Raw genomic sequence first — 25,577 nt, 5'->3', positions numbered from 1 at the left:
CGACGCCTCTTCCGGAGACCTGATGCCCTTGCGCCCCGCGACGCCTCTCTTCCTGCCCGCTTTCGTCTTCTCCACGCTGCTGGCCACCAACGCAGCCATTGCGGCGCCCGTCGCGGCCACCGTCGAGAACGGCACCACTCCCACGGCCTGCGCCGAAGAAGACAACGTGTCGATGGTGCTGCGCGGCGATGGCATCCGCCGCATGCGCATCGAGGCGCTGCAGCCCGACTACCTGGACAAGATCGGCAACGACGTCACCGCGCCCGATTTCTCGGGCTGCAATTTCGACGGTGGCGCGCACCCCACCGACCCGGCCCATCGCTTCAAGAAGCGCACCGTGGTGCTGCTCGACAACGCCGAGTGGCGCATCGTCGGCATGACGCTGCCGACCTTCTGGCGGCCGCAGCGCGTGCCGGTGCAAGTGGGTGCGCGCAGCGATCGCGGCTTTCATCTGCTGCAGGTGTTCAAGAAGGAAAACGGCAAGGCGCTCGAAGTCATCGTGCTCTATCCGTCCGATGGCTACTGGCGGCTCAAGCCGTTGCCGGAAGCGCGGTTTGGCGACGGCGCCTACGGCTCGTCGTTCCTGCTCGGCCCGGTCGAGCAGGCTGGCCGACCGGTGGTCGACATCGCGTCGATCCGCGTCGTGCCGAAGCCGCTGGCGATCCACCTGCGCTTCACCCATGGTGGCAGTGCTGTGGCGCGTGTCGACGAAATCAGCCGCACCCGCACCGCGCTCGATGTGTCGCTTTCAACGCCTACCGCGAGCACACAGCCTTTTTCGGTGCTGCGCTCGATGTACGTCGCGGCGGACAACGCGGACATGAGTGAAGTGCGCTGGCAGGAATCGCCGGATGCGGCACCGCAAGCCAGGCCGCTGCCGGAAGTGAAGTCACTCAAGGCAACGCAGGTGCGCTTCGGACGCAGCCTGCCTTCGAAGCACAACACGAGCGCACCCGACATCGAGTTCAGCGGCTTCGACAACGAGGCCGGCCCGCGCCATTGAGGCGGCAAGAAAAGGCAGCCCGGCGCAAGGGCCGGCTGCTGCCTGCTACTGAACGATCGGGCTGCCCGGAATCTGCTCGGTTGGCGGCCTGAAGATCTGCGCCGCATCGATCGCGTCGAAGCGGTACTGCTTGCCGCAGAAATCGCAGCCGACTTCGATGTCGCCGCGCTCGGCGAGGATCTCTTCGGCTTCTTCGACACCCAGCCCACGAATCATCTGCGCCACGCGTTCGCGGCCGCAGGTGCAGGCGAAGTGCGGGCCCAGCAGGCCGGCCTGCGGCTCGAAGCGCAGCAGCTTTTCCTCCCAGAACAGGCGGCGAAGAATGGTCTCGATGTCGAGCGTGAGCAGCTCGTCGCGCGTCAGGCTCGACGCAAGGATCGAGATGCGGTTGTAGTCCTCGTTCAGGCCGATCTGGTCTTCGTTGGCCTGGTCGCGGTCTTTGTCCGACGTGCCTTCGAGGTTGCCCTCGCCCTTCACCGGCAGGCGCTGGATCAGCAGGCCGGCGGCCACCTTGTCGTCGGCCGCCAGCACCAGCGTGGTGTCGAGCTGTTCGCTCTGCAGCATGTAGTGCTGCAGCACGTCGCTGAGCTTGCCCAGCTTCTCGCCGTTGTCGTCGAACAGCGGCACCACGCCCTGGTACGGCGTCGCGCCCGGCAGCTTGTCCTTGGGGTCGAGCGTGATCGCGCAGCGGCCCTTGTTGTTCACGTTGACCATGTCGGGCAGGCGTGCATCGGCAGGCAGGTCGCCGATGACCTTGGCGGTGGCGCGCAGGCTCAGGTCGGGCTTGGCCTCGGCCACGGCCACCTTGACCGGACCGTCGCCGAAGATCTGCAGGATCAGCGCGCCGTTGAACTTGATGTTCGACTGCATCAGCGTGGCCGCGGCCGTCATCTCGCCGAGCAGTTCGGCCACCGGCGGCGGGTACGGGCCGGTGGCGGTGTTGGAGGCGCGCCGCGCAAGGATCTCCTGCCACGCATCTGTCAGGCGCACGATCATGCCGCGCACCGGCAGGCCATCGAACAGGAATTTGTGCAGCTCGCTCAAAACGTTTTCTTTCTCTGTGTGCCTGCGGCCGAAGCGGTCAGGCGATCTTTTTAAGGCCCTTCGCGAAGCGATGGGCGTTTTCCACATAGTGCTCGGCGCTCTGGCGCAGCCGGGCGGCGGCCGCATCGTCGAGGGTGCGCACCACCTTGGCGGGCGAGCCGATGATGAGGGAGTTGTCTGGAAACTCCTTGCCCTCGGTCACGACGCTGCCGGCGCCAACGATCGAATTGCGGCCGATCTTCGCGTTATTCAAGACCACCGCCTGGATGCCGATCAGCGAGTTGTCGCCGATGGTGCAGCCATGCAGCATCACCTGGTGGCCCACGGTGACGTTGTCGCCGATGGTCAGCGGGCAGCCGATGTCGGCGTGCAGCACCGACAGATCCTGGACGTTGCTGTTGCGCCCGATGGTCAGCGTCTCGGTGTCGCCGCGCAGCACGGCGCCAAACCATACGCTCGCGTTCTCGGCCAGCTTGACGTTGCCCATGACCTGCGCGCTGTCGGCCACCCATGCGCCGTTGCCGAGCGTCGGCGCAACGCCGTCCAATTCATAAATCGCCATCGTGGTTGTCTCCGGGGGCAAAACTAGAATTGTAGGGATGCACCCCCGATTGAGCGCGCTGGCCGCGCTGCGACTGACCGACCCCGAACAGAAGGTGGCTGCAACGCGCGCCATTTCTTCGCATGGCGCTACCGATTCCATAGCAACCGACCCGATTCGCACCGCGGGCGACGACACCGGCGTGCCGGGCCGCCCCGACAAGCCGGAGCGCGTGTCGGCCACCGCCGTGCAGAAGCGCTCGCCCTTCACGCCCGACGGCCGTGCCGCGCTGATCCATTCGATCTGCCACATCGAGTTCAACGCGATCAACCTCGCGCTCGACGCCGTGTGGCGCTACGACGGCATGCCCGAGGCCTACTACCGCGACTGGCTTCGCGTGGCCGACGAAGAGGCGCTGCACTTCACGCTGCTGCATGCGCACCTGCAGGACATGGGCTGGCGCTACGGCGACTTTCCGGGCCACGACGGCCTCTGGAACATGTGCGAGAAGACGAAAGACGACGTGCTCGCCCGCATGGCGCTGGTGCCGCGCACGCTGGAGGCGCGCGGGCTCGACGCCACGCCGCTGATCCAGGCCAAGCTCAAGCGCGTGAACACGCCCGATGCGCTGCGCGCGGTCGAGATCCTCGACATCATCCTGCGCGACGAAGTGGGCCATGTCGCCATCGGCAACCACTGGTACCGCTGGCTGTGCGAGCGCGCGGGCATCGACCCCGAGGCCACCTACCCGGCACTCGTCGCACACTACGATGCGCCGCGCCACAAGCCGCCCTTCAACCTCGAAGCACGCAGTCGGGCGGGCTTCAGCCCCGAAGAACTTCGTGCGCTGACCGACTCCCGACCCGAATGAGCCATGTGATTTCCGACCAGACCTGGTCGCGCCCCGACCTGCTGGCCTGCCTGCAAGACCGCAAGGGCCCCGAGCCCCTGCATTTCGAACGCTGCGATTTCGAAGGCGCCGACCTGTCGCGCCTCGACCTGCACAGCGCGCAGTTCACGCTGTGCAATTTCGCCGAAGCCTCGTTCGACCGCACCCTGCTGTCGGACACGCGCTGGGCCGGGTGCAGGGCGCGGCAGGCCGACTTCGGCCTCGCGGACCTGACGAACGCGCGCTTTCAGGACTGCGACCTGAACAACACGCAGTGGTCGCGCGCCAAGATGGCCTCGGCCTTCTTCACCGGCGTGAAGCTCACGGGCGCGCACTTCGGCGAAGTGTCGGCACTGGGCATCGGCTTCAAGGATTCGCTGCTGGTCGACGCGCACCTGCGCGGCATGTCGTTCCGCAAGCAGACGCTCGAACAGCTCGACTTCTCCGAAGCCGATCTGTCGGGCTGCGATTTCCGCGAGGCGGTGTTTGAAGGCGGCAGCCTGCGCAACGCGCACCTGAAGCTCGCGCGCTTCGAAGGCGCTGACTTGCGCGAGGTCGATCTCGGCGGGCTGCGGCTCGCGAACGCGGCCCAGTTCAAGGGCGCGACCATCTCGCACCGGCAGGCGGCTTCGCTGGTTGAGGAACTGGGCCTGCGCGTGGTCTGAACTCAGGCCGAGGCTGGTGCCGGCCTGCTGTGCACCACCAGCTTCGGCGTGAAGTACTGAAGCACCTCGCCGCGCTGGTTGCGCGTCTGGCAACGCATCGTGACCATCGCGCGGCCGGGCTTGGAGCGCGAAGGCACGATGTCGACCACCTCGCTCACCACGTGCAGCACGTCGCCGGGCCGCGTGGGCTTGGGCCACTGCAGCTCGCCGCCGGAGCCGATGATGCCGTCCGCCAGCGGAATGCCGCTGTCGACCAGCAGCTTCATCGTGAGTGCCGCCGTGTGCCAGCCGCTCGCCGCAAGGCCGCCGAAGAAGGTGCTCTTCGCGGCCTCTTCATCGGTGTGAAAAGGCTGGGGATCGAACTGCAGCGCAAAGGCCTTGATCTGCGCCACGTCGAGCAGGTGTTCACCGCTTTGGAAGCGGTCACCGACCGACAGGTCTTCGAGGTACAGCGATCGCTTCGCGCCCGCTTCAGGGTGTGCAGCCATGGAGGTTCCTTGTTGTTCCTGCCGGCATTTTCGATCGAACCCGGCCTCAGACGCTCTCGAGGATGGTCGCGATGCCCTGCCCGCCGCCGATGCATTGCGTGGCCAGCGCGTAGCGGCCCTTCTCGCGCGCCAGCAGCGATGCCGCCTTGCCCGTGATCCGCGCGCCGGTCGCGCCCAGCGGATGGCCGATGGACAGGCCGCCGCCGTCGAGGTTGATCTTCGCCGGATCGAGCCCTAGGTCGCGGATGCAGGCCAGCGCCTGCGACGAGAAGGCTTCGTTGATCTCGATGACATCGAGGTCCGATGCGCTCAGGCCCGCGCGTGCCAGCGCCTTGCGGGTCGCGGGAATCGGACCGATGCCCATGATGGCCGGATCGACGCCCACCGTCGCGAACGAGCGGATGCGCGCCAGCGCCTGCAGGCCGTGCTTCGCGGCGAAGGCATCGCTGGTGACCAGCACCACGGCCGCGCCATCGGTCAGCGGCGACGACGTGCCGGCCGTCACCACGCCGTCCGGGCGGAAGGCGGGCTTGAGGTTCGCCAGTGCTTCGGCCGAGGTCGTGGGGCGGATGCAGCCATCGGCATCGACCACGTCGCCCGACGCCAGGCGCACCGGAACGATCTCGCCAGCCAGGCGGCCTTCGGCACGGGCGGTGGCGGCCTTGCGGTGCGACTCGACCGCGAAGGCTTCCTGGTCGGCACGGCTCACGTTCCAGCGCTGTGCCACGTTCTCGGCCGTTTCGCCCATCGAGATGTAGGCATCGGTATTGGCCAGCAGTTCGGGGCTGGGCGAGAAGTTGAAGCCGCCCTGCGGCACCATCGTCATCGACTCCACGCCCACGCACAGGAAAGCGTCGCCCATGCCCGCCTCGATCTGCGCGGCGGCGATGTGCACGGCCTGCATCGACGAGCCGCAGAAGCGGTTGACCGTCATACCGCCCACTTCATGCGGCAGGCCCGCGAGCAACCCGACGATGCGCGCCAGGTTGTTGCCCTGCGAGGCCTCGGGGTACGCGCAGCCCAGGATGATGTCTTCGAGCAGCGCGGGGTCGAGGTCAGTGCGCTTGAGCAGGCCACTGACCACGCCTGCGGCCAGCGTGTCGGGCCGGACTTCGGCGAGTGCGCCCTTCTTCGAGAAATGGAAGGGCGAGCGGGCGTACGCGGAAATGACGGCTTTCATGAGAACTCTCCTTGGTGCATTAACCTACCATCCAATCGGTAGGCTTCGAGGTCAAAAAATAGGCACGCCCCGCGTGCCTGCGATACAGCCCGGCCGTCAGCCGGGCAACGAACTCTTCAATTGCGCGATGGCCTCGTCGAAGTCTTCGACGCGCCCTGTCATGCGCGAGCTGATCAGCGCCCCTTGGCAGACCGAGAACACATAGGCGGCCAGCGACGCAACCGACCTGCCCTTCCCGCGCGAGGGCGCGGGTGCCAGCGCGCCCAGCACCCCGGTAAGCCACATCACCTGCGTGTTGCGCAGCTCCTGCACCGCCTGGCGCAGGTCTTCGTTGATGCACTCCCAGCCCGGCGCCAAGGCCCCGGCCGGGCACACGCCCGAGCCGGCACGCAGCGTGTTGCGGTACATGCGGAAATAGGATTCGAGCGCGTCTTTCGGCTCGCGTGCCCGTGCTGCGTCCCAGTCCTTGAAGAACTGGGTGGCCTGGCGGATCACGGCCACGCCCAATGCTTCCTTGGTCGGGAAGTGGTGGTACAGGCTGGCCTTGCGGATGCCGACCGCGTCGGCCACGTCCTGGAAGCTGAAGCCCAGGTACGAGCGCGTTTCGATGAGCTTGCGCGCAACCCCGAGGATCTGGTCGCGGGTGCTGCCGGTGGCAAGGGCTGTGGCGCTGGTCATCTACCTACTATAAGGTAGGGAACATCCCATCACAAGCCGAGGTGTCATCCAGGCGTCAGCTCAGTCCGCCTTGATGCCCGCGGCCTTGACGATACGGCCGTTGCTTTCGAACTCGCTGGCGATTTCCTTGGCGAAGGCCGCTGGGGTGCCACCGGTCGGCACGTTGTCGGTCGCCGTGAGCTTGGCGCGCAGTTCGGGGCTGGCCAGCGCCTTGTTGATCTCGGCGTTGTACCGGGCGACCAGCGCGGGCGGCGTCGCGGCGGGCGCGAAGACACCGAACACCGAGTTGATGTTCGCCGCCTTGTAGCCCAGCTCGCCGAGCGTGGGCACCTGCGGCAGGCTTTCGAGCCGCGCCGGCGCACCCACGGCCAGTGGGCGCAGCTTGCCCGACTGGATGTGCGAAGAGAGCGTCGGACTCGCATTGGTCGAGAGAATCTCGAACTGCCCGCCGATCGCATCATTGAGCTGCTGGCCACCGCCCTTGTAAGGCACATGCGTGATGTCCACGCCCGCCGCCGCGTGCAACTGCTCGAGCACGATGTGCCCCAGCGACGCCGACCCTGAGGTGGCCCAGCGCACCGCGCCCGGATGCGCCTTGGCATCGTCGATCAGCGCGCGAAAGTCTTTCGCCTTGCTGGCCGGCGTGGCGATCAGCAGCACCGGCGAATACATCACGCTCGCCACCGGCGCCACGTCCTTCAGCGGATCGAAGGGCAGCTTGCCCAGGTGCGGACTCAGCACCAGCGGGCTGATGGCCGAAAAGCCCAGCGTCGCGCCATCGGGCGCGGCCTTGGCGACCGCGTCCATGCCGATGGCGCCGCTGGCACCCGCGCGGTTGTCGACGATCACCGTGGTGCCCATCTGCGCGGCGAGCCGGTCGCCCAGTGCACGTGCGATCACGTCGCTGACGCCGCCGGCCGGGTACGCGACGATGAGGCGCAGGGTCTTGGGCACGGCAGCCTGCTGCGCATGCGCGCCGGAGGCGATGCACAGCGCGGCGACTGCGAGAAGCCGCGTCGCCACGCGGCGCGAATGCTTCGAGGAAGCGAGAAAGTTCATGATGATGTCTGTCGGTCGATGCAATGCCTGCATGGCGCGAGAAGCCCAAGAGGCACAGGAAGTGGTGTCAGTCCAGCTGCAGCTTGCGCTCCTTGATCAGCCTGGACCACTTCTCATTGTCCGCCTTGACGAAGGCCGCGAACTCGACCGGCCCGAGCGAATGCACCTCCGCACCCGCAGCGGTGAACTTGGCCTTGATGGCCGGTTGTGCCAGCGCCCTGGCCAGCTCGCCCGAGAGGCGTTCGACCACCTCCTTCGGCATGCCGGCTGGCCCCACCAGCCCCTGGAAGCCAACCGCTTCCATGCCGGCAAGGCCCAGCTCTTTCACCGTCGGTACATCGGGCAGCTGCGGATCGCGCTGCGGACCGGTCACCGCCAGCGCCTTGAGCTTGCCGCCCTTGACTTGCGGCAGCAGCACGCTGCCCGCGTCGATAAGGATCTGTGTCTGCCCGCCCAGCAGGTCCTGCACGGCAGGCGCGCTGCCCTTGTAGGGAACGTGCGTCATGTCGAGCCCCGTCACCTGATTCATCAGCTCACCATTCAGATGCGTCGACGTGCCGTTGCCGCCCGAGGCAAAGTTGACCTTGCCCGGCTGCCCCTTGGCCCACGCGACGAACTCCTTGAGGTTCTTCGCCGGATGGTCCGGCCGCGTCACCGCGATGTAGCTGCCCTGGCTGATCTGGCCGATGTAGGTGAACTGCTTGATCGGGTCGTACGGCGGCTTGCTCTGCAGGTACGGCGCAATCGCGAACGGGCCCGTGTTGGCCAGCAGCAGCGTGTAGCCATCGGCCGGCTGGCGCGTGAGCTCGGTGGCCGCGATCATGCCGCTCGCGCCGGGCCTGTAGTCGACCACCAGTTGCTGCTTGAGCGCCTCCTGCAGCGGCACCTGCACCGTGCGTGCCGCGAAGTCGATGCCGCCGCCCGGCGGGTAGCCGACGATCAGGCGGATGGGCTTGGCGGTGGGAAAGCCTTGCGCCATCGCGCCGGCACTGGCGGCCAGCAATGCCACCGCGATCCAGATGTTCTTCCTCATGAACAGAGTCTCCTTATTGTTTGTTGGAACGAACGAACGAACGAACGAAAACCGCGCGCCCTCATCCGCGCGGGTGGTGCTGCGCATGCAGCTGCTTGAGGCGCTCGCGCGCCACATGGGTGTAGATGGTGGTGGTCGAAATGTCCGCGTGCCCGAGCAGCAGCTGCACCGCGCGCAGGTCCACGCCGTGGTTCAGCAGGTGCGTGGCGAAAGCGTGCCTCAGCGTGTGCGGCGACAGCGGCACGTGAATGCCCGCGGCCGCTGCCTGCTTCTTCACGATCACCCAGAACATCACCCGCGTCATGCCTGCGCCGCGCGCGGTCACGAACAGGTCGGGCGTCTGCTGCCCGTCGAGGATGACCGGGCGCGACTCGTCGAGGTAGCGCTCGATCCAGCGGCGCGCCTCGCCGCCGAAGGGCACGAGGCGCTCCTTGTTGCCCTTGCCGAGCACGCGCAGTACGCCATCGTTGAGGCTCATGTCGATGGCCTTGAGCGCCACCAGTTCGCTCACGCGCAGGCCGCTCGCGTACATCAGCTCCAGCATCGCGCGGTCGCGCAGGCCGAGCGGCGATTCGACGTCGGGCGCGGCCAGCAGGTCGTCGACCTGCTTTTCCGACAACGTCTTGATGGCGCGCGGCATCTGCCGCGCCGGCGCAAGACGGATGCTCGGGTCGGCCACGATGCGGCGCTCGCGCAGTGCCCAGCGAAAGTAGCGCTTGAACACGGTGAGCCGGCGGTTGGCCGACGTGGCCTTGCCCTTGCTCGACAGCCGTGCGCCCATGTAGGCCTGCAAGTCGGTCTCTTGCGCGGCATTGAGCGTGGCGCCGCTGCGCTGCGCATGCAGCCACTGCGCGAACAGCGCCAGGTCGCGCCGGTAGGCTGCCAAGGTGTTTTTCGACAGGCCGTCCTCCAGCCAGAGGGCGTCGATGAAGTCGTCGATGTCGGGCGTGGGTGGAGCGGTGGGAGCTGCGGCCTCGGTCATGCGTTGCAAGATAACAAAAAGAAAAAGCCGCCCGTGATGCGGGCGGCTTTCGTCGAAAGAAAACCGATCAGTCGAGCTTCAGGTTCTGCTTTTTCACGACCTGCTTGTAGACCTCGAACTCGGCCTTGATCTGCGCGGAGAACTGCTCGGGCGTGTTGGCCACGATCAGCGAGCCGGTGTCTTCGATGCGCTTGCGCACCACCGGCTCTTCAACCGCCTTCTTCACGCCGGCGCTGATCTTCTCGACCACTTCCTTCGGCAGGCCCTTCGGGCCGAGGATGCCGTAGTAGGCCATGCGGTTCACCGGCTCCAGGCCCACTTCCTTGAAGGTCGGCACGTTGGGCAGCGCGGCCAGGCGCTGCGGCGCCGACACCACGATCGGAATCAACCGGCCGCTCGTGATGAAGGGCATGGCCGAAGGGATGTTGTCGAACATGATCGGCACCTGGCCTGCCACCACGTCGTTCAGCGCCGGGCCCGCGCCGCGGTACGGGATGTGCGTGACGAAGGTGCCGGTGAGGTTCTTGTACAGCTCCATCAGCAGGTGGCCGATGCCGCCGGTGCCCGACGAGGCATACGAATACTTGCCGGGGTTCTTCTTCAGCTCGGCCACGAACTCGGCGTAGTTCTTCGCCGGAAAGTTCGGGTTGACCGCGATGATGTTCGGCGTGGCCGCGATGTTGATGATCGGCGTGAAGTCGTTGATCGGGTCGTACGGCGTCTTCGGGTTGATGGCCGGGTTGGCCGCCGTGCTCGACACGGTGGCCACGCCGAGCTTGTAGCCGTCGGGCGTGGCGCGGGCCGTTTCGGCCGCGCCGACGATGCCGCCGCCACCGGCACGGTTGATCACCACCACCGGCTGGCCCAGGATCTTGCCCAGCGGATCGGAAATGACGCGCGCCACGATGTCCGTCGTGCCACCGGGTGCGAACGGCACGCTCAGTTCGACCGGCTTGGTGGGATAGCCCTGCGCAAAACTCTGGCCTGCAACCGCGACCAGCGCGGCGGCCCCCACCAGAGCGCTCCATTGACGACGTTGCATCGATAACTCCTTGATTTGACTGATGTCGAAAAAACGAAAGCCCGGATGCTAGCGGCAAGGGGGCCGTTTCCGTGCTGTGGAATACCCACGGTCCGGCCGGTTTATCCTCGAAGCGGTGAACTACGCGCAGCTCCTCTTTCCCGACTTTTCCCTCATCGCCATCGGCTGGCTCCTGTGCCGCTACACCGCGCTCGACCGTCGCGTGTGGGACCAGGTCGAGAGCCTCGTCTATTACTTTCTATTCCCGGTGCTGCTGTTCCATTCGATCGTGCGCAGCCCGCTCGATTTCGGCGCCACCTCCAGCCTGCTCACCGCGGGCGTGGGCGTGGGCATCTGCGGCATCGCACTGGCCTACGCCCTGCCGTACGTACCCGGCATCCGCTCGCACATCGACCGGCGCGACCACGCGGCCAGCACGCAGGTCGCGTTCCGCTTCAACTCCTTCATCTGCCTGGCGCTGGCCGAACGGCTGGCCGGCCCCGAAGGCCTGCTGCTGATCGCCGTGCTCATCGGCGTGTGCGTGCCGATGTTCAACATCGCGGCCGTGTGGCCGATGACGCGCCATGCGCAGACCGGCTTCGTGCGCCAACTGGTGCGCAACCCGCTGATCGTGGCGACGGTCGCAGGCCTGCTGGCGAACGTGCTCGGCATCACCGTGCCCGGCTGGGCCACGCCGACGCTCTCGCGCATCGGCGCCGCATCGCTCGCGCTGGGCCTGCTCGCGGCCGGTGCGGGCATGCAATTCGCGACGCTGGGGCGCGGCAAGGTGCTGGCGGTGTCGGTGCTGGCGATACGGCACCTGATTCTTCCGCTGGTCGCGTGGGGGCTCGCGATCGCATTGCGGCTCGACGCCGTGCAGGCCTCGGTGCTGATGGCTTTCTCGGCCGTGCCCACGGCGTCGAGCGCGTACGTGCTCGCGGCGCGCATGGGCTACAACGGGCCGTATGTGGCGGGGTTGGTGACGCTGTCGACGGTGCTGGGGGTTGTGAGTTTGCCGTTTGCGCTGGCGCTGCCGCGGTAGGCCGATGACGCCGCGTTCAGCTCATGCATTCGACCCGCTGTGCACTGGCGATTGAAACGCGCGCGGTCCCGACGTTTCTCGCTCCTCCATCAGCCACGTTGCAACATCGCCGGCACCGCTGATGCGAGCATCGCCACACCCGACGCGGTCAGCAATCCCAGCACGAGTTTGCGAAACGCCGCCTCGCTGATGCCGATGTAGAGCCGCGCGCCCAGCAACACGGGCACCGCCACGGCCAGCGCGACCAACACGAGCAACGGCACGGTCGAGCGCGCGATGCTGCCGCTTGCCAGGTGAACCGCAAACGCCACCGCGAGCATCGACAGGTTGAAGTTCTGGATCACCGCGCGTTGCGTATCGCGCTGAAAGCCGCGCAGCGTGCACCAGAGCGTGGGAATGGTCCCCGAGAAGCCGCCGATGCCGGCCATGGCGCCGCCGATGGCGCCGGCCACGCCGTCCGCCATGCGGCCACCGAAGGCGATCTTCGGCAGGTGCTGCGACATGAGCATCGCCGGGCACCACAGCACCAGCAGCACGCCAAGGCACAGTTTGAAGACGACAAGGTCGAGGTGCGGCAGCAGCCAGACACCGAACGGCACGCCGACCAATCCTCCGAGCACGAAGGGCCAGAGGATGCGTTTGTCGAAAGCGCGACGCACCGTGAGTGCGGCGATCACCTGGCCGGTGAGTGCGCCGAACAAGGCAAGCAGCGCGGCCAGTTGCGGCTCCAGTGTCCAGGCCCAGACCGACATCGCGACCAGTCCGAACGCAAAGCCCGACAGGCCCTGCACAAAACCCGCCAGCACGGCGCCGGCGATCACAGACACATACAAGGCTTGCATGCGGCCGATGATATCGGCCGCCCTGCGACGGCGAGCCCCCTCAGGCCGAGGTCAGGCCGAGGCCGGCACCAGCGCCGTGCGACGCACGCGGCGCACGTTGAAGGCGCTGGCGATCAGCACGCCCTGCACCAGCGCCAGGCCGACGATCACGCTCGTGTACTGGCCCGCGTCCATCAGGCGGCCGAACACGAGCGGCGCCACGGCCTGCCCGATGTCGAGGCCGGCATACACCACGCCGTACACGCGGCCGGTGGCATTGGGCGGGGTCGATTTCTTGACCAGCAGATCGCGCGACGGCCCGGCAATGCCCGAGACGAAGCCCATCGCGCCGAACAGCACCGGCACCATGATCGGCGGGAAATCGGCGAAGGCCAGGATCAACGCCAACGTGGCCGCAATGCCGAAGCCCGCGCCCACGATGCGCTCGCAGCGCGACGGGTCCGACGCGAGAAAACCGCCCACCACCATGCCGACCGCGCTGGCCACCATGTAGACCGTGAGGCACACCGCCACCACCGCGACCGGCACCGCATGCAGATGGCCGGCGGCCACCGGCGCGAAGGTCTGCACCACGCTGATGACCGCGGCATAGAAGAAGAAGAAACCGAAGCACATCCACACGGCCGGGATGCGCAGGAAGTCGAACTCGCCACCGACCGGTGCGTGCTCGCCCTGCCCCGTGGCCTTGTGCACGGCGGCCGCGTCGAGCGACAGCACACTGCGATAGACCCACAGGATCAGCAGCACCACGATGGCCACCGCGCCGGCCGAGGCCAGCGCCACGCGCCACGAAAAGGCAATGGCGATCGGCACCACGAAGGCCGGCGCCAGCGCCCAGCCCAGGCTGCCTGTGATGCCGTGCACGCTGTAGGCATGGCCCAGCCGGGTCGGCGCGACCTTGCGGTTGAACAGGGTGTAGTCGACCGGATGGAACACGCCGTTGCCGATGCCGCCGATCACCGCGCACAGCAGCAGCATCCAGTAGCTCTGCGCCATCGCATAGCCGAAGGCTGCCAGCCCCAGCGCGCCCAGGCCGACGAACAGCACCGGCCGCGGGCCCAGCTTGTCGACGATGAAGCCCGAGGCCGCCTGCACGATGCACGAGACCACGAAGAACACCGTGAGCACCGCGCCCAACTCGGTGTAGCTCACGTTGAACGCGTCCTTGAGCCACGGGAACAGCGGCGCCAGGATGAGCTGGCTGAAATGGCTGACCGCGTGGGCCAGGCCGACCAGCCCGATCAGCTTGGCGTCGGTGCGCAAGGTGGTGGCGGGAGTGGCGGTCGAGGAAGTGGAGGACATGGATTGCTACAAAAAACCGGGGCGGGCTCCGATGCTATGCCGCGCCGACGCGGCAGAATGGCGATACAGCGACAACATTTGTCGAAACCATGCCAAGCGCCGCCTTCCCCCCTTCAGAGAACGCCGCCCCCGCCAAGCCACGTGGTGGCGCGGCCAACGCGCCGGCGAACAGCGTCGGTCCGCTCACGCCGCACCTGTACGCGCCCGACGCGGTGCGGCCCCTGCGCGCCAAGGAACATTTCCTGAGCGCCGACACGCTGGTCGAGCTGCACGAGCATCCGTGGCCGCAGCTCACCTTCTCGACGCGTGGCGTGATCCGGCTCAGCACGCAGGACGGCAGCTACATCGTGCCGCCCTCGCGCGCGCTCTGGGTGCCGGCCAACATGCCGCACAGCATCACGCTGATCGAAGACGCGGAGCTGCGCACCGTGTACCTGCATGCCTGGCTCGCGCCCACCTGGGAGAAGTGCGAGGTGCTCGAAATCAGCCCGCTGTTGCGCGCGCTGATGCTGGCGCTCGACACCACGCCCGACGGCCTGCCGCCGGCCGACCCGCAGGCGCCGCAGCGCGAACGCATGATCGCGCCGCTGCTGGTGGACGAGGTCGAGCGCGCCACGCAGATCCGCATCGACGTGCCGCTGCCCACCGACAAGCGCCTGCGCCAGCTGTGCGAGACGCTGCTGCGCAACCCGGCCGACCGCGCCACGCTGGCCGAGCGCGCCGCCACCATCGGCGCCAGCGAGCGCACGGTGGCGCGGCTCTTTCGCGACCAGCTCGGCATGAGCTGGCAGCAATGGCGCCAGCAGGCCGTGATGGCGCACGCGCTGCCGCTGCTGGCGCGCGGCATGGCGGTGAGCCAGGTGGCCGCCGCGAGCGGCTACGCCACCGACAGCGCCTTCTGCGCGATGTTCAAGGCGGCCACCGGCCGCTCGCCGACTTCGTTCCAGCACCGAAAGCGCCCTGCCGCCACGTGAGGTTGCCGGGGTGGCCGTTCACGGCGCTCTGGCAAGATCGGCGACCGACACCATGCATTCACCGATCCCCCTGCACATGGCGCCCATCGCCGGGCCGCGAACGTGGACCGCCGACATCGGCCTGCGCATTCGCCGCCATTTCCTGCTGAAGGCGGTCGGCACCACGGTCTTTACGTGGCTGTTCTTCATCGGGTACTTCCACCTGCTGCGCAACCCGGCCTTTCCGGTCACGGTGATGCCGTTGACGGCGCTCGACCATCTCATTCCGTTCCAGCCGTACACGCTGGTCGCCTACCTGTCGCTCTGGGTGTACGTCGGCATCGCGCCGGGGCTGCAGCTGAGTTTTCGCGAACTGGTGGTGTATGGGCTGTGGATCGGCGCGTTGTGCATCAGCGGCCTGAGCCTCTTTTACTTCTGGCCGACCCAGATACCCCCTTTGGCCATCGACGTCTCGGGCTTCCCCGGTTTCGCGATGCTGCAGGGGGTGGACGCGGCGGGCAATGCCTGCCCGTCGATGCACGTGGCGGTGGCGATCTTCACCGCCATCCGCATCGAGCACGTGCTGCGCGAAGCCCGCACGCCCGCCCTGCTGCGGGTGCTCAACTGGGCCTGGTTTGCCGCCATTGCCTATTCGACGCTGGCCGTCAAGCAGCACGTGGTGCTGGACGTGCTGGCCGGCGCCCTGCACGGTATGGCGTTCGCACTACCCTCGCTGCGCTGGCGGCCGGACAGGCGTTTTCGCGGGGATGCCCCTGCCATCTGAGCGGATATCATTCGCCATCATTGACCACAGCCCGAAGAGGAACGATCGATCCATGGCATGCCCGACAAGGGTGGCAATCGGTCAGCGGCAGCACATGACGACAGGCATCGCACGATGAGTTCGCTGAAGGAATTGCAGGACCTGATCCACGAGAAGTACGGCATCGAACCGTCGAAGCTCGATCCCCACGCATCGATGCGCGAAACCGGCGGACTCGACTCGCTGGCCCTCGCCGAATTCCTCTTTGCCATCGAAGACCACTTCGGCATCACCATGCCCGACGAAGACGCGAACATCGACACGCTGGCCGACCTTGCGAAGCTGGTCGACAAGGTCGTAGCCGCGAAGGCTGCAAAGAAAGCCGCGTGAACCACGAAGTCGCCGTCACCGGACTGGGCGTCGTGGCGCCGCACGGCGACGAGCCCGGCGCCCTGTTCGATGCCTTGCTGCAGGGCCGTTCGGCCATCCAGCCCGTCTTTCCCGAATTGCCCAAGCCGGCCGCCGCGGCGACCGCGGCTTTCGACGAAACGCGCTGGTTCACCAAGCTGCAGCTCGCGGGCGTCGATCGTGTCAGCCAGCTGGCTGTGGCCGCCGCCGACCTCGCGATGCGCGACGCGGGCATCCAGACAGGCGATGCCGCCCCCGACGTCGACCCCGAACGCATCGGCGTCTTTGGCGGTTGCGGCATGGGCGGTGCCGCCGCGCTCGAAGCGGCCTATCGCGGCAACGGCCGCGTGTCGCCGCTCACCATTCCCGCCTTCATGCCGAACGCGCCCGCCGCCCATGTGGCGATGCGCCTGGGTGTGCAGGGCCCGGTGCTCACCTATTCCGTGGCCTGCGCCTCGTCGTCGGTCGCCATCGCCGAAGCGGCCAAGGCGGTGCAGCGCGGCGAGGTCGACATCGCCATCGCCGGCGGCAGCGAAGCGCTGATCGTGCCGGGTGTGGTGCTGGCCTGGCAGGCGATGCAGACGCTGGCCACCTTCCAGCCCGGCGAAGCGGCCAGCGCGGTGCGCCCCTTCGCCACCGACCGCAGCGGCTTCGTGCTGGGCGAAGGCGCGGCCTTCCTGGTGCTCGAATCCGCCGAACGCGCACGCCGCCGCGGCGCCCGCAGCTACGCCACCCTGGCCGGCTGGGGCCTGAGCAGCGACGCCACCCATCTCACCAAGCCCGACGCACCCGGCCAGGCACGCGCACTGCGCACCGCCTTGCGCCAGGCCGGGCTGCAGCCGCGCGACGTGGGCTACTGCAATGCGCACGGCACGGCCACGCGCATCGGCGATGTGGTCGAGTGCAATGCGCTGGCGCAGGTGTGGGGCAACGACCTCGACCTGCTGCGCGTCAGCTCGACCAAGGCGCTGCATGGTCACATGCTGGGCGCGGCGGGTGCGCTCGAAGCGCTCATCACCGTGCTCGCGCTGCACAACCGGCAACTGCCGCCCAACGCGCACTGCAACGAGATCGACCCGGCCTGCGGCCTGCACCTCGTGACGCAGGGCGACACGGCCGCGCCCGCGCTCGAAGCCGCCATCAGCAATTCATTCGCCTTCGGCGGCACGAACTCGGTGCTGCTCTTTCGCCGCGCCTGACGCGCAGGCTACGCCGGCACTTCCTGCGGCGCCTCGGCGGCTGCCGCACAGAGCCATGTCACGAAGGCGCCGACCAGCGCGTCGTCGGTCCGGCTCGGCGCCACGAACACGCTGTAGCCCCGGCTCGACGGCGCCCGGTGCGGGCAGGCCAACACCAGTTCTCCGGAACGCAATTCGCGCTCGACGTAATAGTGCGGAACCAGCCCGACACCCAGGTCCGCGCGCACGGCAGCAACCAGCGACGAGAACAGATCGAAGCGGTGCCCCGCCACGAGGTTCTCGGGCGGGCGCGCATGCGCCACCTGGCCGAACCACTCCTGCCACGCGCCCATCCGCGTGCGAAGCTGCAACAACGGCGCGGCACTGAAATCGCCGAGCGCCATCGCAGCCCGCCCCTTGGCATGCGGCGAACACACCGCCACGCAGAACTCGCCCATCAACGGCCGTGCATTGGCACCGGGCCACACCGCGTCGTCGTACTGCACGCCCACGTCGAAGGGCATGTCTTCCATGTAGAGATGCGTCGGAAACACCTGCAGGTGCAGGCTGCAGCCCGGATGCAGCGCGATGAAGCGAGGCAGCAGCGGCGTGAGCCAGCCCTCGGCCAGCACGGGCACCGCGCCCACCAGCAAGCGCAGGCCGTCGGCGCGTTGGGCCATCGCTTCGAGCGTGTGGTTCTGCAAGCGCAGCAGGTCGCCAGACACCTGGCCGTGATAGCGCCGGCCCGCCTCGGTGAGTTCGGTACCGCGCGCCGTGCGCTGCACCAGCCGCACGCCGATCTGCGATTCGAGCAGCCGCAGTTGCTGGCTGACGGCGCTGTGCGTGAGGCACAGCTCTTCTGCCGCCTTGCCGACGCCATGGTGGCGTGCCACGGCATCGAAGATCAACAATGCACGGGTGCTGGGAATGTGGCGACGCATGCCGGCCATGGAAGCTCGCTCGTTAGAAAAACTGACAACGCCAAAGATTAAACCAGAGCGGCCGCCTAGCACAGCCGCAAGAATCGCTGACGACGCCGCGTCAGCGGCGCCTGCCTGCCCTCGTTCTTTTTTCTTTCAAGGACATCCCCGCACCATGCCCCGCTCCGTGTCTTTCCGCCTCGCCCCGCTCGTGCTCGCCTTGGCGTGCGCCACTGCCGGCATTGCCCACGCCCAGAACGCCGCCGTCGCGGCCACGCCCGCGCAGGTGCGGCCTGAAGTGGACAAGGCCTACACGCAGCTGATGGCCTCGCCTGCAATCCAGAAACTGCTCGAATCCGTCAAGGACGATCACGCGCGCTCGGTCGAAGACCTGAAGATGCTCACCGAGATCGAGGCGCCGCCTTTCAAGGAGCAAAAACGCGCCGAGGCCTTCCTCGCACGCATGAAGGCGCTGGGCCTTTCCGACGCGAAGATCGACGCCGAAGGCAACGTGGTCGGCCTGCGCAAGGGCACGGGCAACGGGCCCAAGCTGCTGATCTCGGCCCACCTCGACACCGTGTTCCCCGCCGGCACCGACGTGAAGGTGAAGGAGCGCGACGGCAAGCTCTACGCACCCGGCATCTCGGACGACACGCGCGGGCTGTCGGTGCTGCTCTCGTGGATCAAGGTGCTCAACGACAACAAGATCCAGACCGTGGGCGACCTGCTCATCGTGGGCAACGTGGGCGAGGAAGAGCTGGGCAACCTGCGCGGCATCAAGGCGATCTTTCGCGACAACCTCGACATCGACGGCATGGTCGGCCTGGAGCCCGCGCCCGAAGGCACGGTGCTGATGCTGGGCACGGGCAGCCACCGCTACGAAGTGAACTTCAAGGGCCCGGGCGGCCACAGCTTCGGGGCCTTCGGCCAGGTGCCGAGCGCGATCCACGGCATGGGCCGCGCCATCGCCAAGATCGCGGAGATCCGCACGCCGAGCTTCCCCAAGACCACCTTCACCGTCGGCACCGTGGGCGGCGGCACATCGGTCAACACCATCGCACCCGATGCCCGCATGGCCGTGGACATCCGCTCGGATGAAATGGCGCCGCTGCTCGAAACCGAAAAGAAGATCCTCGCGGCCATCGACGAAGCCGTGGTCGAAGAGAACAAGCGCTGGAACGTGAACACGCTGAGCGTGAGCACGAAGCTGATCGGCGACCGTCCGGGCGGTCGCACGCAGTCCGACACGGTGATCGTCGAGGCGGCCACGCGCTCGAACGCGGCCTTCGGCCACAAGACGCTGCTGACCGGCGCGAGCACCGACGCCAACGTGCCGATGGCACTGGGCATCCCGGCCATCATCATCGGCGGCGGCGGCAAGACCGGCGGCTTCCATGCGCTGAGCGAGTGGATCGACGTGACCGACGGCTGGAAAGGCGCGCAGAACTCGCTGGTGACGGTGCTGGGCCTGGTCGGGGTGCAGGGTACGAGCACGCCGTTGCTCGAAAAGCGCCCGCCCCGCAAGAGCTAGGCACCAGGCGCGAGCCTCGAAGACTGCGCCCTCGGAAGTCTCCGGTATGCTGGTGGCCGCTTTCCACCATGCTCACCGACAGGAGGCCACCATGCACGCTCGCTCCACCCTCATCGCCCTGGCACTGCTTGCAGCGGGCGCCTCGGCGCAAGCCAACAACCTGCTCGACCAACTGAAGGAAAAAGCCGGCGAGGCGGCCAGCGCCAACACGCAGCAGGGCGGTGCCGGTGGCTCCGCGCTCGGCAGTCTCGGCAACAACCTCGGCTTCAAGATGCCCGCCATCGGCTCCAACACCATCGGCAACGCGGCCGGCGTGCTGCAGTACTGCGTGAAGAACAACTACCTGGGTGGCGATGCGGCTTCGGTCAAGGACAAGCTGCTCGCCAAGATCACCGGCCAGAAGCCGCAAGAGACCGGCTTCGCCAACGGTGCCAAGGGCCTGCTCAAGGGCGGCGACGGCCAGACGCTCAACTTCAAGGTCCTGTCGTCGAAGCTCAAGACCAAGGCCTGCGACTACGTGCTCAAGAACGCGACCTCGCTGATCTGACGCACGCCCCCATGCTTCGCGCACTGCGTGTCGCTTCGCACTCCCCCTCGCCGGGAGCAACGCCTGCGGCCCGGCAAAGCCGGTTCCGCGGCATTCCCCGACCGGCCGCGTAAGTTCTCCGCACCCGCCCAGCGACTCCGCGCCGCTGCGGGTGCCATCCGTCACTCATGAATCCGGCCACTCCCACCTCTTCCCTGCGCCAGCGCTTCGCGCGCTGGGTTCCCTGCCTCGCCTGGCCTCGTCCGTCCGCCGCACTGTTGCGCAACGAGGCGATGGCCGGCATCACGGTGGCGCTGATGGTCATCCCGCAAGGCGTGGCGTATGCGGCGCTGGCCGGCATGCCGCTGGTGACGGGCGTGTACGCGGCGCTGTTCCCGGCGTTGATCGCGGTGATGTTCAGTTCGTCGCAGCGGCTGTCGGTGGGGCCCACGGCGCTCACCAGCCTGCTGGTCGGCGCCTCGCTCGCGCCGCTCGCGGTTGCGGGCAGTGCCGAATGGGTGGCGATGGCCGTGTGGCTCACGCTGATGTCGGGCACGATCCAGATCGTGCTGGGCGGGGGGCGCTTCGGCTGGCTGCTGCGGCTGGTCAATTCGCCGGTACTGATCGGCTTCACGCAGGGCGCGGCGGTGCTGATCGCCATCTCGCAACTGCCGGCGTTGCTGGGCTTCACGGGCCGCACCATTCCGCAGGTGCTGCGGGGCGGGCCGCTGCCCGACCTCGTGGCCATCGCCTTCGGGCTCGGCAGCATCGCGGTGCTGTTCCTGGGCAAGCGCATGCTGCCGCGCTTTCCGACCACGATGGCGCTGGTGGCCGGCGCGGCCGCGATCAGCTGGGTGATCGACTACGCGCTGCAGGGCGGCGCGGTGGTGGGCAGCCTGCCTTCGGGCCTGCCGTCTTTCTACTGGCCCGGCCTGCTGCCGCTGGGCACGCTCGGTGCGCTGGTGCTGCCCGCGCTGATGATCACGCTGGTGAGCTTTCTTGAAACCGCATCGAGCGCCAAGGTCGACAACGCGCGTGCCGGCACGCTCTGGAACGAAAACCAGGACCTGATCGGCCAGGGCCTGGCCAAGCTGGCCTCGGGCTTCTCGGGCGCCTTCCCGACCAGCTCGTCGTTCTCGCGTTCGGCGATCACGCTCTATGCGGGCGCGCAGACCGGCTGGGCCACGCTCTTCAGCGTCGTGGTGGTGGCGGGCGCGCTGCTGTGGCTGATGCCGCTGCTGTACCACGTGCCGCAGGCGGTGCTGGCGGCGGTGGTGGTCACGGCCATCCTCGGGCTGGTGAAGCCCGCGAGCTTCAGCGCGCTGTGGCGCATCTCGCGCATCGAAGCTGGCATTGCCTTCGGCACCTTCGTGCTGACCATCGCGACCGCGCCCAGCATCTACTGGGGCGTGCTCGGCGGGCTGCTCGCGAGCCTGGCGCACTACATGTACCGCCACCTGCATCCGCGCATCATCGAAGTGGGCCTGCACCCCGACGGCAGCCTGCGCGACCGCAACCTCTGGAAGCTGCCGCCGTTGGCGCCACAGCTCTACGCGCTGCGCATGGACGCCGAACTCGACTTCGCCTCGGCCTCCACGCTGGAACGCGCGCTCACCGTCGCGCTGGCCGAGCGGCCCGAACTGACCGACGTGTGCCTGTTCGCGCAGCCCATCAACCGCATCGACATCACCGGCGCCGAGGTGTTCGGTTCGATCCGGCGAATGATGGAATCGAAAGGCATCCGCCTGCACCTGAGCGGCATGAAGCTGCCGGCGATGCAGGTGCTGGAGCGCGCGGGCCTGCTGGCCCCGGGGCCGATGCTCTTCAGCTACCGCACCGACGGCGAGGCGCTGGCGGCGCTGATGCCGCGCATCGACGCGCCCGTCGACGCAGCGCCGGCGGAAGCCGCGACCTGAACCTTCGCCCATGAAGACCACCATCGAAGAACTGGTCGCGTTCCGCGCCGTGGTGGACACCGGCTCGATCACCGCCGCGGCCGAGCAGCTCGGGCAAACGGTCTCGGGCATCAGCCGTGCGCTGAGCCGGCTCGAACAGAAGCTGGCCACCACCCTCCTCCGCCGCACCACGCGGCGGCTGGAACTCACCGAAGAAGGCGCAGCCTTTTTGCAGCGCACCCGCGCCATCCTCGATGCGATCGACGACGCGGAAGAGCAGCTGGCCGCGCGCCGGGAGCAACCCGCCGGGCGCCTGCGGGTGAATGCGGCCTCGCCTTTCATGCTGCACGCCATCGTGCCGCTGATGCCGGAGTTTCGCCGGCTGTATCCGCAGATCGACCTCGAACTCGACACCGACGACCTGCCCATCGACCTGCTGGAGCGGCGCACCGACATCGCCATCCGCATCGGCCCGCTGCGCGACTCCACGCTGCACGCGCGCCCGCTCGGCACGCACCGGCTGCGCGTGCTGGCCAGCCCGGCTTATCTCGAAGCGCATGGCAAGCCGCGCAAGGTGGCCGAACTGGCCGACCACGCACTGCTGGGCTTCACCCAGCCCGAATCGCTGAACCGCTGGCCCTTGCGCGGCGTGCATGGCGACGAATGGCCGATCACGCCGACGGTGGCCGCATCGAGTGGCGAAACGCTGCGCCAGCTGGCACTGGCGGGTGTCGGCATTGCGTGCCTTGCGGACTTCATGACGCATGCCGACCGCGCGAGCGGCACGCTGGTGCAGGTGCTGGCCAAAGAGACGCTGGACGTGCGCCAGCCCGTCAACGCGGTGTACTACCGCAACACGCAGCTGGCGGCGCGGATCACGTCTTTTCTGGACTTCCTCACGCAGCGCATGACCTGACGCGCGACGCGCGGATGCGTGCAGACGGCATCGTCAATCGCCAGCCGCGACGAAGCGCTCGACCGAAGCGCCCGTGATCTCGTAGCCGCTCACGCCCATGTCCGTCGACGCATAGCGCGCCGCCTTCAGCACGCCGCTGACCTTGACGGTGTCCATCGCGTGCAGGCCCTTGAAGGTCTCGCCCGCCACCACGTGCACGATCTGGTTGGCCGGCGGCGGCGGCGTGTGGATGCAGGCGCCGAAGTACGGCACCAGCAAGAACTCACGGATGCCGCCCTGCGTGTTGTCCAGCGGCACCACGAAGCCCGACAGCTTTGCGGCCGAGCCGTCGAGCGCCACGTTGATCGGCGCGTTGTCCCAGACGGCACGCATCTCGTCGAGCATCTGGATCGCGCGCGGATCGTTGTCGCGCAATGCCTCGAGGCTGATGTTGCGGTAGCGCTTGGTCGGGTCCCAGCCCTTGGGGATCAGCTCTTCCCACTTCAGCTCCGGCGCGGCGGCGGCATTCGCGTTCGCCGGGCTCTGCGATGCCGGTCCGCAGCCACTCAGGAAGGCGGCCGCCAGCGACAGAAGAAGCACGACGCCCAGGGCGCGCGGAAAGAAGCCTTTCATGGGAGCCGATTGTGCGCGCCGGGTGTCAGTCCCGCACCGGTCCGCGCAGGTTCTTGATCTGCGAGCGCTGGCTCTTGCCCTCGAGCCGGCGCTGCTTCGAGCCGTAGGTGGGCTTGGTCGCGCGCCGCGTGCGCGGCGGCGTTGCCACGCTATCGATCACCGCCTGCAGCCGCGCGAACGCATCGGCGCGGTTCATCTCCTGCGTGCGGTGCTGCTGGGCCTTGAGCACCAGCACGCCTTCTTGGGTGATGCGGCTGTCGCGCAGGGCGAGCAGCCGCTCTTTCACATCGTCGGGCAGCGAGCTGGCGGGAATGTCGTAGCGCAGGTGCACCGCGCTCGACACCTTGTTGACGTTCTGCCCGCCCGCCCCTTGCGCACGGATGGCGCTGATCTCGACTTCGTCGGGGTTGATCAGGAGGGGCGGTCTAAGCATGCAGGCGAGTGTGCCTTCAAACCCGCTCGAAGACGGCCGCGATGCCCTGCCCGCCGCCGATGCACATCGTGACCAGCGCATAGCGCCCGCCCGTGCGGTGCAGCTCGGCAATCGCCTTCGTCGTGATGATCGCGCCGGTCGCGCCCACCGGGTGCCCGAGCGAAATGCCCGAGCCGTTCGGGTTCACCTTGGCGGGGTCGAAGCCCAACTCCTTGATGACCGCGCAGGCCTGCGCCGCGAAGGCTTCGTTCGACTCGATCACGTCGAAGTCGCTCACCTTCAGGCCGGTGCGCTCGAGCACCTTGCGCGTGGCCGGCACCGGGCCGATGCCCATGTACGCGGGCTCGACGCCGGCATGCGCGTAGCCGACGAGGCGCGCGAGCGGCTTGAGGCCCAGCGCCTTCACGCGCCCGCCTTCGGCCAGCACCACGGCGGCAGCACCGTCGTTGATGCCCGAGGCGTTGCCCGCGGTGACGAGGCCGTCTTTCTTGAACGCCGGCTTCATCTTCGACAGCGTGTCGACGGTGGTGTCGGCGCGCACATGCTCGTCGGTGTCGAACAGCACGACGCCCTTGCGCGTCTTCACCTCGACCGGAACGATCTGCTCCTTGAAGCGGCCCGCCGCAATCGCCGCCGCCGCGCGCTGCTGGCTGGTCACGGCCAGCTCGTCCATCTGCTCGCGCGTGATGCCGTAGCGCGCCGCCACGTTCTCGGCCGTGATGCCCATGTGGATCTTCTCCCACGGGTCGTGCAGGATGCCGAGCATGTAGTCGACCAGCACCGCGTCGCCCATGCGGGCGCCGTAGCGTGCCGAGGTGTCGAAGTACGGGCCACGGCTCATCGATTCCGAACCGCCGCCGATGGCGATGTCGCAGTCGCCCAGCGCAATGGCCTGCGCCGCCGACACGATGGCCTGCAGGCCCGAACCGCACAGGCGGTTGACGTTGAAGGCCGGCGTCTCGATGGGGCAGCCCGCGTCGATGGCGGCCACACGGCTCAGGTAAGCGTCTTTCACGTCGGTCGGGATCACATTGCCCATGACCACATGGCCGATGGCATCTGCCGCCACGCCGCTGCGTTCGATGGCCGCCTTGACGGCGGTGGTGGCCAGTTGGGTGTTGGGCACGTCCTTCAGCGCGCCGCCGAAGGTGCCGATGGCGGTGCGGGCGGTGCCGACCACGAAGATGTCGCGTTGGGTCATGGAAATGTCGCTCCTGGATGAAAGCGCAAGCCGCCGACAGCGGCGGGCGCAGGAGGACGATTTTGACGGCGAACGGCGCAGGAGGCTGTCGCCTTCGGCATGCCGCCGCCGTTCAGCGGCGGCAGGTCAGCCGCGCGAGACCGATTTGGGCGAAACGTCGGTCACGTCGCTGGCGCTGCCACGGATGCGCTCCGGGCTGCGCACCGACTCGCCACGGGCGCGGGCGCTGACCACGTCGGCAGCCGTGGGTTCGGCCGGCGATGCCGCATTGCGAAACCGGTCGAAGCCCGAGCGCGGGTTGAAGCGCCCGCCCATCGAGGCAACCCAGGGCGTCACGGGCTTGCCCGTGAGACGCCCCCAGGCGTAGCGCACACCCCACACGGCCGCCAGCAGCATGACCGCCACGGCCAGGCTGGCCGCGAAGACCAGCCCCAGGAGCAGAAGAATGACGCGAAGAATAAAGTTCATCATC

28 protein-coding genes are annotated in these 25,577 nt (G+C 67.9%); 12 read left to right on the top strand and 16 right to left on the bottom strand.

Annotated features, from left to right (window positions below; translation table 11 throughout):
• Window positions 1-22 precede the first annotated feature (22 nt).
• Window positions 23-1,003: a hypothetical protein gene (locus tag ACGLHS_RS02530; RefSeq protein ID WP_394476539.1), complete on the top strand. Its 981-nt coding sequence runs from the start codon at window positions 23-25 to the stop codon at window positions 1,001-1,003.
• A gap of 45 nt (window positions 1,004-1,048) precedes the next feature.
• Here ACGLHS_RS02530 and ACGLHS_RS02525 read toward each other — a convergent pair whose 3' ends face one another.
• Both ACGLHS_RS02525 and ACGLHS_RS02520 read right to left on the bottom strand, forming a co-directional pair.
• Complete coding sequence (locus ACGLHS_RS02525) at window positions 1,049-2,047, bottom strand: Hsp33 family molecular chaperone HslO (RefSeq protein ID WP_394476537.1); 999 nt, start codon at window positions 2,045-2,047, stop codon at window positions 1,049-1,051.
• Between the two features lie 37 nt (window positions 2,048-2,084).
• Entirely contained in the window at window positions 2,085-2,609 is a 525-nt protein-coding gene (locus ACGLHS_RS02520) for a gamma carbonic anhydrase family protein (RefSeq protein ID WP_093237052.1), read from the bottom strand.
• A gap of 37 nt (window positions 2,610-2,646) precedes the next feature.
• Between ACGLHS_RS02520 and ACGLHS_RS02515 the strand changes: the two genes are divergently transcribed.
• The gene (locus ACGLHS_RS02515; protein WP_093237051.1) at window positions 2,647-3,459 is read left to right on the top strand and encodes a ferritin-like domain-containing protein; all 813 of its coding nucleotides are present in this window, start codon (window positions 2,647-2,649) and stop codon (window positions 3,457-3,459) included.
• The gene (locus ACGLHS_RS02510; protein ID WP_394476534.1) at window positions 3,456-4,142 is read left to right on the top strand and encodes a pentapeptide repeat-containing protein; all 687 of its coding nucleotides are present in this window, start codon (window positions 3,456-3,458) and stop codon (window positions 4,140-4,142) included. The genes ACGLHS_RS02515 and ACGLHS_RS02510 overlap by 4 nt, the downstream gene beginning before the upstream one ends.
• Before the next feature lie 2 nt (window positions 4,143-4,144).
• On the opposite strand, the gene ACGLHS_RS02505 is transcribed toward ACGLHS_RS02510, so the two are convergent.
• The 7 genes from ACGLHS_RS02505 to ACGLHS_RS02475 all read right to left on the bottom strand — a co-directional run bounded on the left by ACGLHS_RS02505 (window position 4,145) and on the right by ACGLHS_RS02475 (window position 10,604).
• Complete coding sequence (locus tag ACGLHS_RS02505) at window positions 4,145-4,630, bottom strand: MaoC family dehydratase (protein WP_394476532.1); 486 nt, start codon at window positions 4,628-4,630, stop codon at window positions 4,145-4,147.
• Window positions 4,631-4,676: 46 nt separating this feature from the next.
• A complete protein-coding gene (locus ACGLHS_RS02500) occupies window positions 4,677-5,810 on the bottom strand; it encodes a thiolase family protein (protein WP_394476530.1) in 1,134 nt (377 codons plus the stop codon).
• 96 nt (window positions 5,811-5,906) lie between these two features.
• Window positions 5,907-6,488: a TetR/AcrR family transcriptional regulator gene (locus tag ACGLHS_RS02495; protein WP_093237047.1), complete on the bottom strand. Its 582-nt coding sequence runs from the start codon at window positions 6,486-6,488 to the stop codon at window positions 5,907-5,909.
• Between the two features lie 60 nt (window positions 6,489-6,548).
• Entirely contained in the window at window positions 6,549-7,547 is a 999-nt protein-coding gene (locus ACGLHS_RS02490) for a Bug family tripartite tricarboxylate transporter substrate binding protein (protein ID WP_394476528.1), read from the bottom strand.
• A gap of 67 nt (window positions 7,548-7,614) precedes the next feature.
• Complete coding sequence (locus ACGLHS_RS02485) at window positions 7,615-8,580, bottom strand: Bug family tripartite tricarboxylate transporter substrate binding protein (protein ID WP_394476526.1); 966 nt, start codon at window positions 8,578-8,580, stop codon at window positions 7,615-7,617.
• Window positions 8,581-8,641: 61 nt separating this feature from the next.
• Window positions 8,642-9,562 carry a site-specific tyrosine recombinase XerD gene (gene xerD / locus ACGLHS_RS02480; protein ID WP_394476524.1) on the bottom strand — a complete coding sequence of 307 codons (921 nt, stop codon included), beginning with the start codon at window positions 9,560-9,562 and terminating at the stop codon, window positions 8,642-8,644.
• Window positions 9,563-9,629: 67 nt separating this feature from the next.
• Window positions 9,630-10,604, bottom strand: coding sequence for a tripartite tricarboxylate transporter substrate binding protein BugE (locus ACGLHS_RS02475; protein ID WP_394476522.1), 975 nt, complete (start codon window positions 10,602-10,604; stop codon window positions 9,630-9,632).
• A 103-nt stretch (window positions 10,605-10,707) separates the two neighbouring features.
• Here ACGLHS_RS02475 and ACGLHS_RS02470 point away from each other — a divergent pair, with 103 nt between their 5' ends.
• Window positions 10,708-11,625 carry an AEC family transporter gene (locus ACGLHS_RS02470; RefSeq protein WP_394478151.1) on the top strand — a complete coding sequence of 306 codons (918 nt, stop codon included), beginning with the start codon at window positions 10,708-10,710 and terminating at the stop codon, window positions 11,623-11,625.
• Between the two features lie 89 nt (window positions 11,626-11,714).
• On the opposite strand, the gene ACGLHS_RS02465 is transcribed toward ACGLHS_RS02470, so the two are convergent.
• Together ACGLHS_RS02465 and ACGLHS_RS02460 are read right to left on the bottom strand one after the other, a co-directional pair.
• Window positions 11,715-12,467 carry a sulfite exporter TauE/SafE family protein gene (locus ACGLHS_RS02465; protein WP_394476520.1) on the bottom strand — a complete coding sequence of 251 codons (753 nt, stop codon included), beginning with the start codon at window positions 12,465-12,467 and terminating at the stop codon, window positions 11,715-11,717.
• Between the two features lie 51 nt (window positions 12,468-12,518).
• The gene (locus ACGLHS_RS02460; RefSeq protein WP_394476518.1) at window positions 12,519-13,769 is read right to left on the bottom strand and encodes an MFS transporter; all 1,251 of its coding nucleotides are present in this window, start codon (window positions 13,767-13,769) and stop codon (window positions 12,519-12,521) included.
• Between the two features lie 89 nt (window positions 13,770-13,858).
• On the opposite strand from ACGLHS_RS02460, the gene ACGLHS_RS02455 reads away from it, so the two are divergent.
• From ACGLHS_RS02455 to ACGLHS_RS02440, 4 genes are all read left to right on the top strand, one after another.
• Window positions 13,859-14,743 (top strand): AraC family transcriptional regulator, encoded by an 885-nt coding sequence (locus tag ACGLHS_RS02455; protein WP_394476516.1) that lies wholly within the window; start codon window positions 13,859-13,861, stop codon window positions 14,741-14,743.
• A gap of 52 nt (window positions 14,744-14,795) precedes the next feature.
• Entirely contained in the window at window positions 14,796-15,506 is a 711-nt protein-coding gene (locus ACGLHS_RS02450) for a phosphatase PAP2 family protein (RefSeq protein ID WP_394476514.1), read from the top strand.
• A 114-nt stretch (window positions 15,507-15,620) separates the two neighbouring features.
• The gene (locus ACGLHS_RS02445; RefSeq protein ID WP_093237036.1) at window positions 15,621-15,875 is read left to right on the top strand and encodes an acyl carrier protein; all 255 of its coding nucleotides are present in this window, start codon (window positions 15,621-15,623) and stop codon (window positions 15,873-15,875) included.
• Window positions 15,872-17,092: a beta-ketoacyl-[acyl-carrier-protein] synthase family protein gene (locus ACGLHS_RS02440; protein WP_394476512.1), complete on the top strand. Its 1,221-nt coding sequence runs from the start codon at window positions 15,872-15,874 to the stop codon at window positions 17,090-17,092. Before ACGLHS_RS02445 ends, ACGLHS_RS02440 begins: the two co-directional genes overlap by 4 nt.
• Before the next feature lie 8 nt (window positions 17,093-17,100).
• Here ACGLHS_RS02440 and ACGLHS_RS02435 read toward each other — a convergent pair whose 3' ends face one another.
• Complete coding sequence (locus ACGLHS_RS02435) at window positions 17,101-18,012, bottom strand: LysR substrate-binding domain-containing protein (protein ID WP_394478149.1); 912 nt, start codon at window positions 18,010-18,012, stop codon at window positions 17,101-17,103.
• A 154-nt stretch (window positions 18,013-18,166) separates the two neighbouring features.
• Here ACGLHS_RS02435 and ACGLHS_RS02430 point away from each other — a divergent pair, with 154 nt between their 5' ends.
• The 4 genes from ACGLHS_RS02430 to ACGLHS_RS02415 all read left to right on the top strand — a co-directional run bounded on the left by ACGLHS_RS02430 (window position 18,167) and on the right by ACGLHS_RS02415 (window position 22,859).
• Entirely contained in the window at window positions 18,167-19,522 is a 1,356-nt protein-coding gene (locus ACGLHS_RS02430) for a M20/M25/M40 family metallo-hydrolase (protein ID WP_394476510.1), read from the top strand.
• Window positions 19,523-19,613: 91 nt separating this feature from the next.
• Entirely contained in the window at window positions 19,614-20,069 is a 456-nt protein-coding gene (locus ACGLHS_RS02425; protein ID WP_394476508.1) for a DUF2501 domain-containing protein, read from the top strand.
• 167 nt (window positions 20,070-20,236) lie between these two features.
• Window positions 20,237-21,964 (top strand): SulP family inorganic anion transporter, encoded by a 1,728-nt coding sequence (locus tag ACGLHS_RS02420; RefSeq protein WP_093237032.1) that lies wholly within the window; start codon window positions 20,237-20,239, stop codon window positions 21,962-21,964.
• A 10-nt stretch (window positions 21,965-21,974) separates the two neighbouring features.
• On the top strand, window positions 21,975-22,859 hold the full coding sequence (locus tag ACGLHS_RS02415) for a LysR substrate-binding domain-containing protein (RefSeq protein ID WP_394476506.1): 885 nt from the start codon (window positions 21,975-21,977) through the stop codon (window positions 22,857-22,859).
• A 33-nt stretch (window positions 22,860-22,892) separates the two neighbouring features.
• On the opposite strand, the gene ACGLHS_RS02410 is transcribed toward ACGLHS_RS02415, so the two are convergent.
• The 4 genes from ACGLHS_RS02410 to ACGLHS_RS02395 all read right to left on the bottom strand — a co-directional run bounded on the left by ACGLHS_RS02410 (window position 22,893) and on the right by ACGLHS_RS02395 (window position 25,573).
• Window positions 22,893-23,471 (bottom strand): DUF3299 domain-containing protein, encoded by a 579-nt coding sequence (locus tag ACGLHS_RS02410; RefSeq protein WP_394476505.1) that lies wholly within the window; start codon window positions 23,469-23,471, stop codon window positions 22,893-22,895.
• Between the two features lie 25 nt (window positions 23,472-23,496).
• Entirely contained in the window at window positions 23,497-23,904 is a 408-nt protein-coding gene (arfB, locus tag ACGLHS_RS02405; RefSeq protein ID WP_093237029.1) for an alternative ribosome rescue aminoacyl-tRNA hydrolase ArfB, read from the bottom strand.
• A 16-nt stretch (window positions 23,905-23,920) separates the two neighbouring features.
• A complete protein-coding gene (locus ACGLHS_RS02400) occupies window positions 23,921-25,105 on the bottom strand; it encodes an acetyl-CoA C-acyltransferase family protein (RefSeq protein ID WP_062472956.1) in 1,185 nt (394 codons plus the stop codon).
• A gap of 126 nt (window positions 25,106-25,231) precedes the next feature.
• A complete protein-coding gene (locus ACGLHS_RS02395; RefSeq protein ID WP_256327146.1) occupies window positions 25,232-25,573 on the bottom strand; it encodes a hypothetical protein in 342 nt (113 codons plus the stop codon).
• Window positions 25,574-25,577 lie beyond the last annotated feature (4 nt).

The sequence above is a fragment of the Variovorax sp. VaC1 genome (assembly GCF_043658315.1).
Taxonomy (GTDB): Bacteria; Pseudomonadota; Gammaproteobacteria; order Burkholderiales; family Burkholderiaceae_C; genus Variovorax.
This window is presented reverse-complemented; position numbering and strand designations above follow the sequence as displayed.

What these genes read in the sequence shown, in the direction of transcription:
- ACGLHS_RS02395 (WP_256327146.1), bottom strand. Translation starts at nt 25,573, where the DNA reads ATGAACTTTATTCTTCGCGTCATTCTTCTGCTCCTGGGGCTGGTCTTC.
- ACGLHS_RS02460 (WP_394476518.1), bottom strand. Translation starts at nt 13,769, where the DNA reads ATGTCCTCCACTTCCTCGACCGCCACTCCCGCCACCACCTTGCGCACC.
- ACGLHS_RS02415 (WP_394476506.1), top strand. Translation starts at nt 21,975, where the DNA reads ATGAAGACCACCATCGAAGAACTGGTCGCGTTCCGCGCCGTGGTGGAC.
- ACGLHS_RS02430 (WP_394476510.1), top strand. Translation starts at nt 18,167, where the DNA reads ATGCCCCGCTCCGTGTCTTTCCGCCTCGCCCCGCTCGTGCTCGCCTTG.
- ACGLHS_RS02520 (WP_093237052.1), bottom strand. Translation starts at nt 2,609, where the DNA reads ATGGCGATTTATGAATTGGACGGCGTTGCGCCGACGCTCGGCAACGGC.
- ACGLHS_RS02510 (WP_394476534.1), top strand. Translation starts at nt 3,456, where the DNA reads ATGAGCCATGTGATTTCCGACCAGACCTGGTCGCGCCCCGACCTGCTG.
- ACGLHS_RS02420 (WP_093237032.1), top strand. Translation starts at nt 20,237, where the DNA reads ATGAATCCGGCCACTCCCACCTCTTCCCTGCGCCAGCGCTTCGCGCGC.
- ACGLHS_RS02530 (WP_394476539.1), top strand. Translation starts at nt 23, where the DNA reads ATGCCCTTGCGCCCCGCGACGCCTCTCTTCCTGCCCGCTTTCGTCTTC.
- arfB (WP_093237029.1), bottom strand. Translation starts at nt 23,904, where the DNA reads ATGCTTAGACCGCCCCTCCTGATCAACCCCGACGAAGTCGAGATCAGC.
- ACGLHS_RS02505 (WP_394476532.1), bottom strand. Translation starts at nt 4,630, where the DNA reads ATGGCTGCACACCCTGAAGCGGGCGCGAAGCGATCGCTGTACCTCGAA.
- ACGLHS_RS02445 (WP_093237036.1), top strand. Translation starts at nt 15,621, where the DNA reads ATGAGTTCGCTGAAGGAATTGCAGGACCTGATCCACGAGAAGTACGGC.
- ACGLHS_RS02400 (WP_062472956.1), bottom strand. Translation starts at nt 25,105, where the DNA reads ATGACCCAACGCGACATCTTCGTGGTCGGCACCGCCCGCACCGCCATC.
- ACGLHS_RS02450 (WP_394476514.1), top strand. Translation starts at nt 14,796, where the DNA reads ATGCATTCACCGATCCCCCTGCACATGGCGCCCATCGCCGGGCCGCGA.
- ACGLHS_RS02515 (WP_093237051.1), top strand. Translation starts at nt 2,647, where the DNA reads ATGCACCCCCGATTGAGCGCGCTGGCCGCGCTGCGACTGACCGACCCC.
- ACGLHS_RS02425 (WP_394476508.1), top strand. Translation starts at nt 19,614, where the DNA reads ATGCACGCTCGCTCCACCCTCATCGCCCTGGCACTGCTTGCAGCGGGC.
- ACGLHS_RS02500 (WP_394476530.1), bottom strand. Translation starts at nt 5,810, where the DNA reads ATGAAAGCCGTCATTTCCGCGTACGCCCGCTCGCCCTTCCATTTCTCG.
- ACGLHS_RS02490 (WP_394476528.1), bottom strand. Translation starts at nt 7,547, where the DNA reads ATGAACTTTCTCGCTTCCTCGAAGCATTCGCGCCGCGTGGCGACGCGG.
- ACGLHS_RS02485 (WP_394476526.1), bottom strand. Translation starts at nt 8,580, where the DNA reads ATGAGGAAGAACATCTGGATCGCGGTGGCATTGCTGGCCGCCAGTGCC.
- xerD (WP_394476524.1), bottom strand. Translation starts at nt 9,562, where the DNA reads ATGACCGAGGCCGCAGCTCCCACCGCTCCACCCACGCCCGACATCGAC.
- ACGLHS_RS02435 (WP_394478149.1), bottom strand. Translation starts at nt 18,012, where the DNA reads ATGCGTCGCCACATTCCCAGCACCCGTGCATTGTTGATCTTCGATGCC.
- ACGLHS_RS02465 (WP_394476520.1), bottom strand. Translation starts at nt 12,467, where the DNA reads ATGCAAGCCTTGTATGTGTCTGTGATCGCCGGCGCCGTGCTGGCGGGT.
- ACGLHS_RS02410 (WP_394476505.1), bottom strand. Translation starts at nt 23,471, where the DNA reads ATGAAAGGCTTCTTTCCGCGCGCCCTGGGCGTCGTGCTTCTTCTGTCG.
- ACGLHS_RS02455 (WP_394476516.1), top strand. Translation starts at nt 13,859, where the DNA reads ATGCCAAGCGCCGCCTTCCCCCCTTCAGAGAACGCCGCCCCCGCCAAG.
- ACGLHS_RS02475 (WP_394476522.1), bottom strand. Translation starts at nt 10,604, where the DNA reads ATGCAACGTCGTCAATGGAGCGCTCTGGTGGGGGCCGCCGCGCTGGTC.
- ACGLHS_RS02495 (WP_093237047.1), bottom strand. Translation starts at nt 6,488, where the DNA reads ATGACCAGCGCCACAGCCCTTGCCACCGGCAGCACCCGCGACCAGATC.